Source organism: Pseudomonas sp. GM_Psu_1 (assembly GCF_026544185.1).
In the GTDB taxonomy this organism is placed as follows: Bacteria; Pseudomonadota; Gammaproteobacteria; order Pseudomonadales; family Pseudomonadaceae; genus Chryseomonas; species Chryseomonas oryzihabitans.
This window is the reverse complement of record NZ_JALNUX010000002.1, coordinates 26,820-42,868: the sequence shown is the minus strand read 5'-3', so window position 1 is coordinate 42,868 and position 16,049 is coordinate 26,820. Positions and strand designations below refer to the sequence as shown.

The following is a 16,049-nucleotide window of genomic DNA, read 5'->3' as shown; positions in this document are numbered from 1 at the left end:
GCTCAGTTCGCGACGGTCAGACGGGGCGCACCGCCAGTGCCACCGGCCAGCAGGGCCGTGACGCCATGGCCCTCGTCGATGGCGATACCCAGCCGGATGCTGTCGATCAGGCGCGCGAGGCGGGTGTGGTCATGCAATTGCTGCTTGCTGATCAACCGCTTGACCTTGACGCCACTGTCGTCGGACAGCGTCAGGCTGACGCTGCCGTCGAGACGTTCGATGCGGAAATTGACCCGAAAGTCTTGCTCGAAAGCCGCGGCGATGAGTTGGAAAGGGTTGTCCATGACGTACCTGACTGGCGTGAGCGGGGTCAGTGCCATTGACTTCCAGGGGCGGGGGTAGTTCTGGAGGAGATCCCAGAAGTATGACCGACGGCCCGTTTCAGCCGCTCACCTGAAGTTCGCGCTCGCTCCAGCACTGGGCGAAAGCCGCTTGCCAGTCGGGTAGCGGCTGCCCCAGCACCGCTGCCAGCTTTTCGGTGGACAGCCGCGAATTGATGGGGCGATGCGCCGGGGTGGGGTAGGAACTGCTGGGGATCGGATTGAGACGAGCCTTCAGCTGACCGGTCTCGCGCAGGCGCTGGGCGATCTGCTCGGCGAAGCCGAACCAGGAGGTGGTGCCGTTGGCCGTCAGGTGATAGGTGCCCCAGAGGCCATCGTCCTGGTTGCTGTGGGCCAGCAGGCGCTCGGTGGCGTCGGCGATGGTCCGGGTCCAGGTGGGTGCGCCGATCTGGTCGTCGACGATGTTCAGTTCGTCGCGCTCGCTGAGCAGCCGCACCATGGTGCGCAGGAAGTTGTTGCCCTGCCAGGAATAGACCCAGCTAGTGCGCAGGATGAGGTGGCGTTCGGCGTGTTCGCGCACGGCGTTCTCGCCAGCCAGTTTGGTCCGGCCATAGACATTGAGCGGACAGGTCGGATCCTCTTCCCGGTAACGGCCTTCCCTGGTGCCATCGAAGACGTAGTCGGTGGAGTAGTGGACCATGGGGATGCCCAGCTGCTGCGCCGCCCGGGCGAAGACCTGGGGCACCCGCTCGTTGATCAGGGTCGCGGTCTCGGCGTCGCTCTCCGCGGCGTCCACGGCGGTATAGGCGGCGGCATTGATGATGACATCGGGCTTTGCGGCCAGGACGCGGTCATGGAGCGCGTCCAGCTGGGTGAAATCCACCTGGGCCCGGCCGATGACGGTTACCTGGGCCTTGGTGGCCAGCAGTTTTTGCAGCGCCTGAGAGAGTTGGCCGTGTTGACCGGCGATGAAGACGTTCATGTGACTGAGCTGATTCCAGAAGGGCTGGCGCGTCCATGCCTGATTGACAGGGTGGGCGTCGCCACGACAGCCCTGAGCAAAAGCAGGCAGTCTACCCGATGACCGGCAGAGGACAAGGCTAGCCTTTGGCCTGCCCTCTGTCCTGGCTGTCGGCTCTAGCCTGCGGGCTGCCTCCGGCTACTGCCCTCGGCAAGGTGGCGCGAAAATTTGTTTCACGAATACTTGACAATTGTGCGACGGCTGACAGGTCTCCGTTGGTCATTTTCATCCGGAGTTGTGCACAAGTTGTGCTAGCGCTTGTCAAGCCCTCTTTCGCCCGGAGTTTTGCCTGCCGGAAATCCTGCTTTTAAATTAAGTTGTTGATTATGTTGAACTTATTAAAGTGATTAAAAAATGATCAACTTGTTTGAGGAGCCCGCAGAGCAAGGCTCCGGGTTCTTTTCCACCATGTTTTCAACAAAGTTATCAACAGAAGCTGTGGATTGTTCCGTCTCGCTGGGCCTCGGCAACCTTAATCGACGCTGAACGAAAGACCGGTCGGCAGCGTGCTCAGCCGCCCCGGTTTCGCTCAACCGGACAAGGCCAGTTGACGGCTCAGCAGGGCACGCAGCGAAGCCGGCTTCACCGGCTTGGGCAGGAAGTCCAGGCGCGCCTGGCGCACCTTGTCCAGGCATTCCGGGCGGCCATCGGCACTGATGACGATGCCGGGGATGTCCTGGCCCAGGGTCTGGCGAATCCATTCGGCGACATCCGGGCCGGTGTCGGCATCGCTCAGGTGGTAGTCGACGATGAGCAGCCGCGGCACCACGCCCTGGGCGAGCAGGGCCGCGCACTCCTCGCGGCTGCGTGCGGTCCAGACCTGGCAGCCCCAGCGGCCCAGCAGGCTGCGCAGGCCGAGCAGGATGCTGTCTTCGTTGTCGATGCACAGCACCGGATCGCCGGCCAGGGGCTGGGCCGCCTCGCTGGCGGCTGCGGCCTGGATGGCCAGGGCGGGGGCCAGGGGTACCTTGACGCTGAAGACGCTGCCATGGCCCGGCCAGGAGCGTACCGAGAGTTCATGACCGAGCACCCGGCAGAGACGGTCGGCGATCGCCAGGCCCAGGCCCAGGCCCTTTTCCGCGCGGGTCTGGTGGCTGTCCAGCCGCTTGAATTCCTCGAAGATCAGCTCGAGCTTGTCCGCCGGAATGCCTGGGCCGCTGTCCCAGACTTCCAGGCTCACGTGCTGGCCCTGACGGCGCACGCCGAGCAATACCCGGCCGTGGGCGTATCTCAGGGCGTTGGTGAGGAAATTCTGCAGCACCCGGCGCAGCAGCTTGCTGTCGCTGTTGACCACCAGGCGGCTGCTGCGGATGCGCAGGCTGGTGCCCTGATTCTGCGCCAGGGCCTTGAATTCGACGCCCAGGGCTTCGAACAGGGTGGCCAGGGAGAAGGGCGCCGGCGCCGCCAGGATGCGCCCGTTCTCCAGGCGCGAGATATCCAGCAGATCGGCGATCAGGTCTTCGCTTGATCTGAGGGCGCTGTCCATGTTGCGCACCAGTTCCTGGGCTTCCTGGGCCAGGCCGTCCTGGTGGGCGAGGGCGGCGGTGAACAGGCGCGCGGCGCTCAGAGGTTGCATCAGGTCATGGCTGACCGCGGTGAGAAAACGACTCTTGGACTGGTTGGCCGCTTCGGCGTGAGCCTTGGCTTCCTCCAGGGCCTGGTTGAGCTGGGACAGTTCGCGGGTGCGTTCCTCGACACGCTGCTCCAGGCCCTCGTTGGCTTCGCGCAGGGCGCGTTCGGCCTCGCGGAAGGCGGTGATGTCGGTAAAGCTCATCACGAAGCCGCGTCCGGGCATGGGGCTGCCGATCAGCTCGATCACCCGGCCATTGGGAAAGGTCCGCTCCGAGGTGTGGGGAATGCCCTGGCGCATCCGCTCCACCCGGCGTGCCACGTGCTCGTCGGGATCGCCCGGGCCACAGAGCCCGCGCAGGGCGTTGTAGCGGATGATCTCGGCAATGGGGCGACCGACCTGGATCATGCCGTCGGGATAGTCGAACAGCTCCAGGTAACGCTGATTCCAGGCCACCAGGCGCAGCGACTGGTCGACCACGCTGAGGCCCTGGGAGATGTTCTCGATGGCGCCCTGCAAGAGCGCCCGGTTGAATTCCAGCACCTCCGAGGCTTCGTCCGCGATGCGCACCACGTCGTCGACCTGCATGTCGCGGCCTTCGATGGCGGCCTTGACCACCGCGCGGGCGGAAGAGGCACCGATCACCCCGGCCAGCAGCCGCTCGGTCTGGGCGATCCATTCGCTGTTGGCGTTCATCCCCGGGTGATAGGTCAGGCCGCTCTGCTCGGCGAAGCGGCTGAAGCTCAGGCGGGCGCGCTCGTCGCCGACGAAACGCGCCGCGAGCAGCCGCAGGTCTTCCAGCTTGACCGCCAGCAGGGCGCGATTGCGCGGTCGGGGCAGGGCGTACTGGGCGATGAAGCGCCCGGCCTGCCAGTATTCCGAGACCCGGGTGCGCGAGAGCAGCGACACCAGGGCGAACAGCAGGAAGTTGCCGGCCAGGGAGACCAGGGCGCCGACGGTGGTCGGTTGCAGCGTCCGCTCCCCCGCGGGCTGCTCGAACCAGGCGAGGCCGGGAAAGGCCTCCAGCGACCATTGCAGACTGGTGGCCACCACCGGCAGCACCATCAGATAGCCCCAGAGCAGGGCTCCGGCGGTGAGACCGGCAAAGACGCCGCGGCGATTGGCGGCCTTCCAGAACAGCGCCCCGACCATGGCCGGTCCGAGCTGGGCGATGGCGGCGAAGGCGATCTGGCCGATGGTGGCCAGGCTGGCATTGGAGCCCAGCAGGCGATAGCTGCAATAGGCCAGGACCAGGATGACCACGATGCTGGCGCGGCGCACCGTGAGCATCCAGTGGCTGAACACCGCATGGGGACTCTCGACCTGACCGCGGCGCTTGAGCAGCCAGGGCAGCACGATGTCGTTGGAAATCATGGTGGAGAGGGCGACGCAGGCGACGATCACCATGCCGGTGGCCGCCGAGGCGCCGCCCAGAAAGGCCAGCAGGGCCAGCCAGGGACGCTCTTGGGCCAGCGGCAGGCTGATGACGAAGGAGTCCGGTAGCACACCGCCGGGCAGGTGCAACTGGCCGGCCAGGGCGATGGGGATGACGAACAGCGCGGCCAGCGCCAGATAGAGCGGAAACACCCAGCGCGCCAGGTTGACGTCCCGGGTGTCGGTGTTTTCCACCACGGTGACGTGGAACTGGCGCGGCAGGCACATCACGGCGATGAAGGCCACGCCGGTCTGGATCAGCAGCCCCGGCCAGTCCAGGGTTTCGCGCCAGTATTCCTGCAGTTGCGGCGCCTGCTGCGAGCGGGTGAGCAGATCGGTGAAGCCGTCGTGCAGGCCATAGGTGACCCAGAGGCCGACGGCGATGAAGGCGGCGAGCTTGACCAGGGATTCGAAGGCGATCGCCAGCATCATGCCGCGGTGGTGCTCGGTGACGTCCAGGTTGCGGGTGCCGAACAGGATGGCGAAGACCGCCAGCACCAGGGAGACGAACAGCGCGGTGTCCTGGGCGCGGGTGCTCAGGGACTCGGCATTGATGCCGGTCAGCAGGTTGACGCCGATGACGATGCCCTTGAGCTGCAGCGCCAGGTAGGGCAGGACGCCGACCAGGCAGATCAGCGCGACGACGATGGCCAGCGTCTGCGACTTGCCATAGCGGGAGGCGATGAAGTCGGCGATGGAGGTGATGTTTTCCTTCTTGCTGATCAGCACCATCTTCTTGACCAGTTGCGGCGCCAGCAGCAGGAAGAGGATGGGCCCCAGGTAGATGGGCAGGAAGGACCAGAGCTGGTCGGCGGCCTGGCCGACCGCGCCGAAGAAGGTCCAGCTGGTGCAGTAGACGGCCAGCGACAGGCTGTAGACCCAGGCCCGCAGGCGCGGCCTGAGCGGGGGCCGGCGATCGCCGTAGAAGGCGATGGCGAACAACAGGGCCAGATAGCCGAGGGTAACGGTGATGATCAGTCCGCTGGGCAGGGACATGGCGACTCCAGACATTCCAGGCGCCCATCGCGCCCGGACAAAGTGTCGCACCTTGGGGTGCCAGACGTCAGTTCTGGTGCGTTGGGGGATGCCAGTGGGTTGAGCCGGGCGGCCGGCCCTGTTAGGTTGGCGGGCTGATTCAAGAGCGAGAGACCGTCATGTTCCAAGCGCAGCCCATTTCCCTGCAACGTGGTGCGCTGCGCCTGGACCCCCTGGCGGAAGGCGACGTCCTGGAGCTGGTCAGCCTGGCCGAGCGCAATCGCGAAGCGCTGCACTACCTGAGCGGGCCCCTGCGTCCGGACTGGTATCGCCAGGCCCTGGCCGAGCAGCGCGAAGGACGCGCCTTGCCCTTTGCCGTGCGCATCGCCGACCGGCTGGTGGGCACCACCCGTTTTGCCGACTTCCTGCCGGCGCTGCCCGCCGCCGAGATTGGCTGGACCTGGCTCGACAGCGAGCAGCATGGCAGCGGACTCAACGGCAACATCAAGTACCTGATGCTGCGCCATGCCTTCGAGCACTGGCAGCTGGTGCGGGTGCAGCTCAAGACCGCCGCGACCAATCTCCGGTCCCAGGCCGCCATCGAGAAGCTGGGGGCGGTCCGCGAAGGCCTGCTGCGCCATCACCGGCGCCTGGCCGACGGACGTCTGGACGACACCGTGATGTACAGCATCACCGATCGCGAATGGCCCGAGGTGAAGGCGCGTCTGGAGGCGTCCTTCAACTAGCGGTGGCTCCTCGACTACCGTTCGTCGGCAGCCGCCGGCAGCGGTAGGGCTGGACCCCCTCTGCGTCGCTTGTCTGGCGCCGGTAATCCAGCGTAGCTGTCTTCCCGGGCCAACAGTTTTCCGCGAAACGGCCGACATGCCTGCTTAATGGCAAGAATTCGCCCGTCTCCTTTTGCGGATCGCTGTATGTCTTCACTGTCGCCTTCCTCTGCGCTGCGCACGCTGCGGGTCGTCTGGCCCTTCGTCATCATCCTGTCCTGCCAGGCGCTGGTCGCCATCGTCAGCCTGCAACTGCTGTCGACGGTGCGCGCCTATGTGTCCGCGGAAAGCCTGTGGAGCAAGAGCCTCGGCAACGCCATGCTGGCGCTCGGCGCCTACCTGGACGAAGGACGGCCCGAGTTCTATCACGCCTACCTCGCGTCCATCAGCGTCAACGACCTCGACCGGGCGGCGCGGCAGGAACTCGATAGCGGCGGCGACCGCGCCGAAGCGGCGCGGCTGCTGCGCCTGGCCGGCAACAGTCCGGACGACATCGACGGCCTCATCGCGCTCTTCCAGATGGCTCGCCATGTGGAACCCTTCGAAGGGGTGATCGCCCGCTGGCAGATCACCGATCCCTACATGGACGAATTCCAGGCCCTGGCGCGCACCGGCTTCGAGTTGATCAAGCTGCGGGGACCAGGACCGGCGCTGATTCCGCTGAAACGCCAGCTGCTCGATCTGCACGACCGGATGATGCCGGAAACCGTGGCCTTCTCGGAGCGCCTGGGGGTGGCGTCGCGGCAGCTGGTGGCGGCCCTGTTCATCGCCAACGTCCTGGTCGGCGCCTTGCTGGTGCTCCTGGCCATCTGGCGCATGCACAGCCTGGTGCAGCAGCGCTGGCGCTCCGAGCAGGCGCTGCAGGCGGAAAAAGAACATATCCAGGTCATCCTGGCGTCCCTCGGCGATGCCGTGCTGGCGCTGAATGCCCAGGGTCGGCTGCTCTATCACAACCCGGCCGCGGAGCGCCTGCTGGCGTGGCCGGGGCTGGCGGCGGGTACGCCCGTCACCCATCTGTTCGACATCCAGACCGAGGACCAGCCGGCGTCGACCCAGCCGCTGGCCGAGCGCCTGCGCAGCCAGGACTGGCTGGCGGGCAACGAGCCCCTGGCCCATCAGCTGGTACGCATCGACGGTACCCGGGTGCCGGTGGCCCTGACGGTGACCCCCCTGCCGCGGGGCGAGTCCGGCACCGGGGTGGTGCTGGTGATGCACGACCAGACCCGCGAGCGCGCCTTTCTGCACGATCTGGCCTGGCAGGCCAGTCACGATGCCCTGACCGGGCTGCTCAATCGCCGCGAATTCGAGACCCGGCTGGAGCGCCTGCTGGCCCGCGAGGACCTGGCCTGTGCCTCGCTGCTGTTCATCGATCTGGACCAGTTCAAGATCGTCAACGACACCTCCGGGCATTTCCATGGCGATCGCCTGCTGCGCCAGCTGTGCGAATTGCTCGCTCAGCAACTGGGCGAAGAGGATTGCCTGGCGCGGCTGGGCGGCGACGAATTCGGCGTCCTGCTGGAAAGCCGTACGCCGGCGCAGGTCGAGGCGGTCGCCGAGCGCCTGCGCTGCTGCGTGGGTAGCCTGCAATTCGAAGCGGCCGGACAGGGCTTTCGCGTCGGCCTGAGCATCGGCGTGGTGCACCTGGGAGGCCAGGCCCTGGCGCCCGAGGAGGCGCTGCGCCTGGCCGATCTGGCCTGCTACGCGGCCAAGGACAAGGGGCGCAATCGCATCCAGGTCTTTGCCCCGGGCGATGTGGAGCTGGATCAGCGCCATGGCGAGATGGCCTGGGTGCAGCGCCTGCACCGGGCGCTGGCCGAGGACAGGTTTCGGCTATACGTCCAGCCGATCCTGGGGCTGGGCCAGGAGACCGTCGCGGATCGCCACGTGGAGGTGCTGATGCGACTGGAAGAGGGCGAGCGGCTGATCGCGCCGGGCGCCTTCATCCCGGCCGCGGAGCGCTATGGCCTGATGCCGGACCTGGATCGCTGGGTGATCGCCGCGGCCCTGGCGCGCTTCGCCGAGCTGCCCGACGGGTTGCTCGACACCCTGGCCATCAACCTGTCCGGGCATTCGCTGGGCGAGGCGGGTCTGGCCGATTTCGTCAGGCAGCAGCTGCAGCGCTGGCAGATCGCGCCGGCGCGCATCTGCTTCGAGATCACCGAGACCAGCGCCGTGGCCAATCTGGAGGCGGCGCGGTTGTTCATGGACGAATTGCGTGGCCTGGGGGTGAGATTCTCGCTGGACGACTTCGGCGCCGGGATGTCGTCCTTCACCTACCTCAAGCACCTGCCGGTGGACTACCTGAAGATCGACGGCAGCTTTGTCCGCCACCTGCTGGAAGACGCCGTGGACAGCGCCATGGTCGAGGCGATCAATCAGCTGGGCCATCTCACCGGCAAGAAGACCATCGCCGAGTTCGCCGAGAACCCGGCGGTGGTGGCGGCGCTGACTGCCCTGGGGGTCGACTATGCCCAGGGCTACGGCATCGCCCGGCCGCAGCCCTTCACCGAGGACACCTGCCAGGCGCTGCTCCGGCAGGTGTGGCACGAGACTTCAGGGACGCGCGCCGTCGTCCTTGAAGCGGCGGAAGAGGGTGGCCAGTAGCGCCCCGGAGATGTTGTGCCAGACGCTGAACAGGGCGCTGGGGACCGCGGCCAGCGGCGAGAAATGCGCCGTGGCCAGGGCGGCGCCGAGCCCGGAATTCTGCATGCCGACTTCCAGTGCCAGGGATTTGCGCTGGGCCACTGGCAGCTTGCAGAACTTGCCGGTGAGATAGCCGAGCAGGAAGCCGAAGCCGTTGTGCAGGATCACCACCGCCATGATCAGCAGCCCGGATTCCGCGATACGCGCCTGGCTGGCGGCCACCACCGCGGCAACGATCACCACGATGCTCACCACCGAGGCCAGCGGCAGCACCTCGACCAGGGCGCCGACGCGCTGGCCGAGCAGGCGCTGGGCGACCAGACCCAGGGCGATGGGTAGCAGCACCACCTGCAGGATCGACCAGAACAGCCCGCCAAAGGAGATCGGCAGCCAGGTGGAGGCCAGCAGCCAGATCAGCGCCGGGGTCAGCAGGGGCGCGAGCAGGGTGGTCACCGCGGCGATGGCCACCGACAGCGCCAGGTCGCCCTTGGCCAGCCAGGTCATGACATTGGACGCCGTGCCGCTGGGGCAGCAGCCGACCAGGATGACGCCGACGGCGATCTCCGGCGGCAGGTGGAACAGCTGACAGAGCGCCCAGGCCACGCCCGGCATGATGACGAAGTGCGCCACCACCCCCAGCAGCACCCGCCAGGGGTGACGGCCGACCGCGGCGAAATCCTCGACCTTGAGCGTCAGGCCCATGCCGAACATGATCACCCCCAGCAGCGGCACGATGGCCACGCTCAGCGGCTTGAATACTGCGGGGGCGAAGAACGCCAGCAGGGCGGCGAGCAGCACCCAGAAGGCGAAGGTATTGCCGACGAAGCGGCTGAAGGCGGCCAGGGCACGCATGGCAAACTCCTTTTTTCAATAGGCAGAAAAAAGGCCGGTCTGCGCCGGCCTTGAGGTGAGCTTAGAGCCCCTGGGGCAATTCTTCACCACCCAGGGCTTCGATCAGCTGTGGCAGAAATTCCGCCAGGGTCATCATCATCAGCACGAAGCTGGCGTCCTGCTGGCCGAGGGCGTCTTCGCCGCCGTCCTGTTCGGCCTGGTCCTGCAGCAGGTCCTCGAACTTCAGGCGCTTGATGGTGACCTTGTCGTCCAGCAGCAGGGCCAGCTTGTCCTGCCAGGCCAGGGCCAGCTTGGTGACCAGCTTGCCGGCGCCCAGGTGGTTCTGGATCTCTTCGCTGGTCAGGTCCTGACCCTTGCAGCGCACCACGCCGCCGTCTTCGCCGGCATCGCGCAGTTCGCACTCGTCGAGGATGTAGAGGCCATGGGTGGCGTCACCGGCCTTGACCCAGTCGGTGAAGGTGGCCATGGGGGCCTGCTTGACGCCCAGCGGGCGGACCGGCAGCGAGCCCAGGGCATCGCGCAGGGTGGAGAGCAGGTCTTCGGCGCGCTTGGCGCTGGAGGCGTCGACCAGGATCCAGCCCTGCTTGGGATCGATGGCGGCATAGGTGGTCTGGCGCCGGATGAAGGCGCGCGGCAGGAAGGCCTGGACGATCTCGTCCTTGATCTGCTCCTTCTCCTTCTTGTAGACCTTGCGCATCTGCTGGTTTTCGATCTCGTCGACCTTTTCCTGCACGGCTTCCTTGACCACGCTGCTGGGCAGGATGCGTTCTTCCTTGCGCGCGGCGATCAGGAAGAAGCCCTGGCTTTCGTGCACCAGCGGCAGGTCCGGGCCCTTGCCGAAGGGGGCGACGAATCCATAGGTGGACAATTCCTGGCTGGCGCAGGGACGAGCCGGCTTGGCGGCGAGGGCGGCTTCGAGGGCTTCGGTCTCGAAGGCGACTTCCTGGGTGAGACGGTAGACGAGCAGATTACGGAACCACATGGTGTCACTCCCAAAAACGAAGCGCGCATTATCCGCGTCGCCCGCCCCGGAGGCCAACCCCGGATCGCGATGGTCGTCGGGAATGCGCGCTTTCTTAGGTGCGCCGGAGGGCAGCGCTAAGCCTTTGGAAGTGCTGGGAAAATTTTTTTGAAAAAGGGGTTGCCAGGTCGTAAACCCCTCCGTAGAATGCGCCCCACTTCGAGAGCAAACGGGTGATTAGCTCAGCTGGGAGAGCATCTGCCTTACAAGCAGAGGGTCGGCGGTTCGATCCCGTCATCACCCACCACTCGAGGTAATGCGCAGCGGTAGTTCAGTCGGTTAGAATACCGGCCTGTCACGCCGGGGGTCGCGGGTTCGAGTCCCGTCCGCTGCGCCATTCAAGGGTTGTCTGGTCCTGAACGCCAGCAACCATCGAGAAGCGGCCCTAGTGGCCGCTTTTTCGTTTGGGCGCGATTTTTCTGGTCGGGCTTTCTCGGGTTTTTCCTTCTCTATGTAGCTTGCTTGGGTCGAGGGTTCTTGCCCTTCGGCCTGTTCGCATGCCCCTGGAAAACGCTGCGCGGTTTTCCTCGCTACTGATTAATCATGGCCGCGGTGCTCCGCCGATATGGCTGCTTCTGCATTAGGGTTCTGATCGCGGCCATGGGCCGCTCCTACAGGCACGGATACCGCTGTAGGAGCGGCCCATGGCCGCGATCAGGGGGAGGGCAGGAGCGTTCAGCCCCGCACCGCATCCAGCACCGCTTCCAGCGGATGACGCAGGCGGCGGTCGTCGATGCGCTTGACCTGGCTGCGGCAGGAATAGCCGGTGGCCAGGGCTTCGCCCTGTTCCGCCGGGACGGCCACGGCGCGGGCCCAGGACTGGTCGTAGATCACCTTGGAGGTCGCCAGGTTGCGTGCCTCGTGACCATAGGTGCCGGACATGCCGCAGCAGCCGGTGCTTTCCGGCTTGAGGCCCAGACCTAGGCGTTCGAACACCTGCTGCCACTGGCTGACGCTGGCCGGGGCGTTGGTCTTCTCGGTGCAATGGCCGAGCAGGCGATAGACCTTGTCGCCGACCACCTTCTGCTCTTTCGGCAACACCTGCAGCAGCCATTCCTGGGGCAGCAGGACCTCGGGCATCCGGGCGATGCCGGGGACCTTGGCGTATTCCTGGCGATAGACCAGGGTCATGGCCGGATCCAGCCCCACCAGCTTGACGCCGAAGCCGGCCAGGCTGGCGAGCTGGGCCGCGTTGCGCCGTGCGGTGCGCTCGAAGGCGCCGAGAAAACCCTGCACCTGCAGCGGCTTGCCGTTGGCGCGATAGGGCGCGAGGAACACCCGCTGGCCCAGCCGGGCCGCCAGTTCGAGGAAGGCGGCGGTGAGCGGCGTCTCGAAGTAGCGGGTGAAGGCATCCTGTACCACCACTACGGTCCTGGCGCGCTCTTCCTCGCTCAACGCCAGCAGCCGCTCCGGCGTGGCGATCTGCACCTGCCACCGATGCATGACCGGCACCAGGTCGAAGCGGCTGAGCAGGGGACTGTCGACCATGCCGATGCGCTCGGCGAACAGCCGCTGGATCGGCGTCGCACCCATCACCGCGTTGTAGAGGCCCGGGGCGCGGGCGAACAGCGGCAGGCTGAATTCCAGGGAGCCGATCAGGTAGTCGCGGACGGGGCGCAGATAGCGACGGTGATAGAGTTCGAGAAAGCGCGAGCGGAATTCCGGCACATTGACCTTGATCGGGCACTGGCCCGCGCAGGACTTGCACGCCAGGCAGCCGGCCATGGCGTCATAGACCTCGCGGGAGAAGTCCGCCTCGGCCTGGCGGCCATTGCGCCAGCGCTGCGGCAGGGCCTTGAGCCAGTTCAGCGCGCCACGCGGCGCCGGGGCCAGGACATCGATGCCGGCCTGGCCCTGCAGGCGCAGCCATTCGCGGATCAGGGCGGCGCGGCCCTTGGGCGAATGGATGCGCTGGCGGGTGGCCTTCCAGGACGGGCACATGGCGTCGTCGGGATCGTAGTTGTAGCAGGCGCCGTTGCCGTTGCAGTGCATGGCGGTGCCGTAGCTCTGCCAGACGCGCTCGTCGAGGGTGCGGTCCAGCTCGCCTCTCAGGGTCACGCCATCGACCTTGAGCAACTCGGCGCCGCTGGCGAGCGGGGTGGCGATCTTGCCCGGATTGAGCTGGTTGTGCGGATCGAAGGCGCCCTTGAGCGCCTGCAGGGCAGGATAGAGGTCACCGAAAAGGGCCGGCGCGTATTCCGAGCGCACGCCCTTGCCGTGTTCGCCCCAGAGCAGGCCGCCGTATTTCTGCGTCAGGGCGGCCACCTGGTCGGAGATCGGCCGGACCAGCGCCGCCTGGCGCGGGTCCTTGAGATCCAGCGCCGGACGCACGTGCAGCACCCCGGCGTCGACGTGGCCGAACATGCCGTATTGCAGGTTGTGGCCGTCGAGCAGGGCGCGGAATTCGGCGATGAAGTCGGCCAGCCGCTCGGGCGGTACCGCGGTGTCTTCGACGAAGGGCTGCGGGCGGATCTCGCCCTGGACGTTGCCGAGCAGGCCCACCGCGCGCTTGCGCATGGTGTAGACCCGGGTCACGGCATTGCGGCCGACGGCCAGGGTGTGGCCGAGGCGCTCGACGGTAGGGTCCTGGCGCAGGTGCTCGAGGAAGCCCTGGACGCGGGCATCCACTTCCTCGGGATCGTCGCCGCTGAATTCCACCAGGTTGATACCCAGGGTGGGACGCGCGACGTCTTCGGGGAAATACTCCGCCACGCTGTGCCAGACGATGTCCTGCATGGCCAGCAGCAGGACCTTGGAATCCACCGTCTCGATGGACAGCGGCTTGAGTTCGATCAGGGCGCGGGCGTCGCGCAGGGCGTCCATGAAGCTGGCGTAGCGGACGTTGACCAGCACCGAATACTTGGGAATCGGCAGGACATTGAGTTTGGCCTCGGCGATAAAGGCCAGGGAGCCCTCGGCGCCGCAGAGCACGCTGTTGAGGTTGAAGCGGCCGTCCGCCTCGATCAGGTGCGCCAGGTCGTAGCCGGTCAGGCAGCGATTGAGCTTGGGAAAGCGCGCCTCGATCAGGTCGGCCTGCTGCTCGGCAATGTCCCGCGCGCAGCGATAGACGGCGCCGGTGCGGTCGTCGCGAGCGCAGAGGGCGTCCAGCTCGGCGTTGTCCACCGGGCGACTCTGCAGGCGCTCGCCGCCGATCAGGTAGGCATCCAGCTCCAGCACGTGGTTGCGGGTCTTGCCGTAGGTCACGCTGCCCTGGCCGCTGGCGTCGGTGTTGATCATGCCGCCGATGGTGGCGCGGTTGGAGGTGGACAGCTCCGGGGCGAAGAACAGGCCGTGGGGCCGGAGCGCGGCGTTGAGCTGGTCCTTGACCACGCCTGCTTGCACCCGCACCCAGCCCTCCGCGGCGTTGATCTCGAGGATCTGGTTCAGGTGGCGGGAGAGGTCGACCACGATGCCATCGGTGAGGGACTGGCCGTTGGTACCGGTGCCGCCGCCACGCGGGGTCAGGACCACGCCCTGGAAGCGCGACTCGCCCATCAGCCGGGCCAGGCGCTGGACGTCAGCGCTGTCCTTGGGAAAGACCGCCGCCTGGGGCAGGCGCTGATAGATGGAGTTGTCGGTGGCCATGACCGTGCGGCTGGCATGGTCCAGCGCGATCTCGCCCTGGAAGCCGCTGGCGGCCAGGGTGGTCAGGAAGTCGGTGTAGGCGGCGGCGAGGGGCGCCGGGGCCGGCAGGCGGGCGATCATGTTCATCAGGCGGGCTCTCTGGCGGCGGACGGCCGTCTCCTTCAGCGAGCGAAGGAATGGCGTCGACCTTTTCTGGCTATAGTAGGCATTCTCACCACAGCGCGGCGGCGCCACAACCGAAGATTCCGCCGCCTATGCCGGAAGATCCTGAATGAATCACCGTCGCCTGACGCCCTCCATGTCGCTGCTGCTGGCTTTCGAGGCGGCGGCGCGCCATGAGAGCTATACCCGGGCGGCCGAGGAGCTGTCGCTGACCCAGAGCGCCGTCGGTCGCCAGGTGCAGGCCCTGGAACAGTTGCTGGGATTGACGCTGTTTCGCCGCGAGGGGCGGCAGATCGTCCTTACCGATGTCGGTCGCGCCTACAGTCGCGAACTGGGCCTGGCCCTGGGGCAGATCCGCAGCGCCACCTTGCAGGCCATGGCCTTCGCCTCCGGCCAGGGCACCCTGCGCCTGGCGGTGCTGCCGACCTTTGGTTCCAAGTGGCTGCTGCCGCGCCTAGGCGACTTCTATGCCGCCCACCCCGGCATGCTGGTGCACCTGCATTCGCGCATCCAGGCGGTGGACTTCGCCGCCAGCGAGATCGATGCCGCCATCAGCGTCGGCAGCGGGGACTGGCCGGGGCTCCGTGCCCATCCGCTGCAAGCCGAGCACCTGGTGGTGATCGCCAGCCCGGCGACCCTGGCGGAATTGCCGGACGCCACGCCTGCCACCCTGGCCGACCAGCTGCTGCTGGGCGTGGCCAACAATCCCCAAGCCTGGGGCGAGTGGTTCCGGCATCACGAGCTGCCGCATCGGGCGATGCGCCCGGGGCCGAGTTTCGAGCTGACCTCGCACCTGATCCAGGCGGTACGCGCCGGCATCGGCATCGGCCTGGTGCCGCGGGTACTGGTGGAGGACGAACTGGCCCAGGGCGAGTTGCTGGCCTGTGGGCCGGCGCTGGTCAGTCGCCGCAGCTATTACCTGGTCTATCCGCCGCGCAACGAGGGGCTGCCGTCGCTGCAGGCCTTTCGGCAGTGGCTGCTGGCCGAGATCAATGAAGGAGAGGGACAGCCATGAGCAAGCCGGGACAGCGGGTACTGGCCGCGCTGCGGCAGATGATCCTGTCCGGCGAACTGGGCGCGGGCGAACGCCTGGCGGAGATTCCCACCGCCGAACGCTTTGCCGTGTCGCGCATGCCGGTGCGCCTGGCCCTGCGCACCCTGGCCGAGGAAGGCCTGCTGGAGCGCAGCGGTGCCCGCGGCTATCAGGTGCGGGCGCTGACCGGTGCCGATCTGGAGGGCGCCGTGGAAGTGCGCGGGGTGCTGGAGGGCCTGGCCGCGCGCCAGGCCGCCGAGCGTGGCCTGGACGCGCCGACGCGCGCCCGGCTGGAAGACTGCCTGCGCCGGGGCGATCTGCTGTTCGCCAAGGGGCATGTGCTGCTGGAGGATCTGGAGGAGTACCACGATCTCAACCGGGCCTTTCACCAGGCCATCGTCGCGGCCAGCGGCAATCCGGCCATCGGCCTGGCCCTGGGCCGCCACGAGCATCTGCCCTTCGCCTCGGTGAGCGCGCTGGCGGTGGATGCCGACAATCTCGAGCGCGAATACCGCCGCTTCAACTTCGCCCATCTGCAGCACCATGCGGTCTTCGATGCCCTGGTGCGCGGCCAGGGCGCCCGTGCCGAGGGCATCATGCGCGAGCACGCCCAGGCGACCCTGGGCTATGCACGCTGGTTCGGTGGGGAAGAGGGGGAGGCGGGGGCGGTGCGGGTGTTGGTGTAGG

10 protein-coding genes and 2 tRNA genes are annotated in these 16,049 nt (G+C 67.0%); 6 read left to right on the top strand and 6 right to left on the bottom strand.

Translation table 11 applies throughout. The annotated features are described in order from the left end of the window. Positions 1-2: 2 nt before the first annotated feature. The 3 genes from OXS31_RS02845 to OXS31_RS02835 form a co-directional block, all read right to left on the bottom strand. Entirely contained in the window at positions 3-284 is a 282-nt protein-coding gene (locus tag OXS31_RS02845) for a DUF3509 domain-containing protein (RefSeq protein ID WP_007159078.1), read from the bottom strand. 97 nt (positions 285-381) lie between these two features. After that, positions 382-1,263, bottom strand: a complete 882-nt coding sequence (gene rfbD / locus OXS31_RS02840; protein ID WP_027596847.1) for a dTDP-4-dehydrorhamnose reductase — start codon at positions 1,261-1,263, stop codon at positions 382-384. Positions 1,264-1,831: 568 nt separating this feature from the next. Further along, positions 1,832-5,302, bottom strand: a complete 3,471-nt coding sequence (locus OXS31_RS02835; RefSeq protein WP_027596846.1) for a PAS domain-containing hybrid sensor histidine kinase/response regulator — start codon at positions 5,300-5,302, stop codon at positions 1,832-1,834. Positions 5,303-5,460: 158 nt separating this feature from the next. On the opposite strand from OXS31_RS02835, the gene OXS31_RS02830 reads away from it, so the two are divergent. Further along, positions 5,461-6,027, top strand: a complete 567-nt coding sequence (locus tag OXS31_RS02830; RefSeq protein ID WP_027596845.1) for a GNAT family protein — start codon at positions 5,461-5,463, stop codon at positions 6,025-6,027. Between the two features lie 186 nt (positions 6,028-6,213). After that, complete coding sequence (locus OXS31_RS02825; RefSeq protein ID WP_267397885.1) at positions 6,214-8,670, top strand: EAL domain-containing protein; 2,457 nt, start codon at positions 6,214-6,216, stop codon at positions 8,668-8,670. Here the strand turns inward: OXS31_RS02825 and OXS31_RS02820 are convergent. Both OXS31_RS02820 and rdgC read right to left on the bottom strand, forming a co-directional pair. Next, complete coding sequence (locus OXS31_RS02820; protein ID WP_150338388.1) at positions 8,620-9,561, bottom strand: bile acid:sodium symporter family protein; 942 nt, start codon at positions 9,559-9,561, stop codon at positions 8,620-8,622. The genes OXS31_RS02825 and OXS31_RS02820 overlap by 51 nt on opposite strands. 61 nt (positions 9,562-9,622) lie before the next feature. After that, complete coding sequence (gene rdgC / locus OXS31_RS02815; protein ID WP_007159072.1) at positions 9,623-10,543, bottom strand: recombination-associated protein RdgC; 921 nt, start codon at positions 10,541-10,543, stop codon at positions 9,623-9,625. A 210-nt stretch (positions 10,544-10,753) separates the two neighbouring features. On the opposite strand from rdgC, the gene OXS31_RS02810 reads away from it, so the two are divergent. Both OXS31_RS02810 and OXS31_RS02805 read left to right on the top strand, forming a co-directional pair. Further along, positions 10,754-10,829 (top strand) — tRNA-Val (locus tag OXS31_RS02810). 13 nt (positions 10,830-10,842) lie between these two features. Continuing rightward, a tRNA-Asp gene (locus tag OXS31_RS02805) sits at positions 10,843-10,919 on the top strand. A 338-nt stretch (positions 10,920-11,257) separates the two neighbouring features. On the opposite strand, the gene OXS31_RS02800 is transcribed toward OXS31_RS02805, so the two are convergent. Next, entirely contained in the window at positions 11,258-14,287 is a 3,030-nt protein-coding gene (locus OXS31_RS02800; protein ID WP_267398221.1) for an FAD-binding and (Fe-S)-binding domain-containing protein, read from the bottom strand. Positions 14,288-14,438: 151 nt separating this feature from the next. On the opposite strand from OXS31_RS02800, the gene OXS31_RS02795 reads away from it, so the two are divergent. Continuing rightward, positions 14,439-15,344 carry a LysR substrate-binding domain-containing protein gene (locus tag OXS31_RS02795; RefSeq protein ID WP_027596841.1) on the top strand — a complete coding sequence of 302 codons (906 nt, stop codon included), beginning with the start codon at positions 14,439-14,441 and terminating at the stop codon, positions 15,342-15,344. Further along, on the top strand, positions 15,341-16,048 hold the full coding sequence (locus OXS31_RS02790) for a GntR family transcriptional regulator (protein ID WP_027596840.1): 708 nt from the start codon (positions 15,341-15,343) through the stop codon (positions 16,046-16,048). The genes OXS31_RS02795 and OXS31_RS02790 overlap by 4 nt, the downstream gene beginning before the upstream one ends. The last annotated feature ends 1 nt before the right edge of the window (position 16,049 follow it).